Here is a 1128-nt window from a genome sequence, read left to right on the forward strand (position 1 = left end):
AGCCCGCCTCCCTGCGCATACCTCATGACTCCGGCATACCGCAACGATCACGAAACGTCAGTTCCTCCCCCGCCACTACGAGTTCAACCTCAGTGATCGCAGCAGCGGGGCTGTCCTGCTTCGACCAGGAGTTGACATTCCACTGCCAGTCCGCACGGTCGTTAATGATTTCATTCATGCGCGCCACCCACTTCTGAGCTTCCAATTCCTTCGGGAGAGAGAATCAACCCAGCGAATTCAGGACTGCGAACAAATGTCGAGAACGCCTCAAGATCCGGAAGGGTTCGAGTGGCGAGCGAGAAGACTGCCCATGTTCCAGTCATGGGGCTGATCGTGATTACCGGTACCCCCATGCGATAGGCCTCGTACATCTCGACCGATGTCCCCATGCTGGGCTCGGGGAGCCAGGCGACGAGAACATCGCAGCGTCCTGCCTCCCTCACGTAGCGGAGGAACATCTCTCGCTGGATATCTCGCGACCACTCCAGTCGGCCGAGGTTCTCCTCGTGAGGATCGACGAACTGGGCCTCCGGGTAGGCGGCCGATACGACATCACGGATCTCCTTGCGGTACCCCTGGTGATGTATCCCGTCATCCGTACGAGCACCCTGGATGATGCCTGCTAGGAATACACGCATGGCTCAGGCCCCCTTCCGACGTAGTAGAGCTTCGATGGCCTCGACGCAGTCATGAAGACCAGTCCGGCCGAGCATGTCGATGAATGCGTGGCCATCACTTACCAACTGAGGCCATGCTGTTGTGTCGTTCAGCAATGCTTGGAGTTGCGTGCCCCACGACTGCCGGAGCTCCGGGTCGCCTTCAAAGCGACCCAACTGCTCCAGGAAGCGTGCTGTGCGATCCCGTAGCGGGAGTCGCATCAGGTCCATCCCCGGAAGGTGATCCCGCAGGTGGATGCTCGCGGCAGCAATCCCCAGCCTTCGGTACTCGTCGAGTTGGACGTACTGACTGCTATTGGAAGGGGGCAGAAAAAGCGTGGGGATGCCTGCAGACCATGCCTCCAAGGGAGCTTCAAGCCCCAACGTCGCTTCCTTGCCGGGTGATCCTTTAGGATCCGGGGCTTGTGGCTCGTGATCATGTGGTGGGGGATGGCTTCCCGGAGCGGATACG

The 1128-nt window shown here is 59.8% G+C and carries 3 protein-coding genes; all 3 read right to left on the reverse strand.

Annotated elements, in window-relative coordinates; genetic code table 11:
• Positions 1-22 precede the first annotated feature (22 nt).
• Complete coding sequence (locus tag AB0N07_RS51670) at positions 23-178, reverse strand: hypothetical protein (RefSeq protein WP_365848019.1); 156 nt, start codon at positions 176-178, stop codon at positions 23-25.
• Positions 171-638, reverse strand: coding sequence for a hypothetical protein (locus AB0N07_RS51675; protein WP_365848021.1), 468 nt, complete (start codon positions 636-638; stop codon positions 171-173). Before AB0N07_RS51675 ends, AB0N07_RS51670 begins: the two co-directional genes overlap by 8 nt.
• Positions 639-641: 3 nt before the next feature.
• The coding region (locus AB0N07_RS51680) for a hypothetical protein (RefSeq protein WP_365848023.1) at positions 642-1128 on the reverse strand (487 nt) is incomplete at its 5' end.

Source organism: Streptomyces sp. NPDC051172, from assembly GCF_040682555.1.
GTDB lineage: Bacteria > Actinomycetota > Actinomycetes > Streptomycetales > Streptomycetaceae > Streptomyces.

What these genes read in the sequence shown, in the direction of transcription:
- AB0N07_RS51670 (WP_365848019.1), bottom strand. Translation starts at nt 178, where the DNA reads ATGAATGAAATCATTAACGACCGTGCGGACTGGCAGTGGAATGTCAAC.
- AB0N07_RS51675 (WP_365848021.1), bottom strand. Translation starts at nt 638, where the DNA reads ATGCGTGTATTCCTAGCAGGCATCATCCAGGGTGCTCGTACGGATGAC.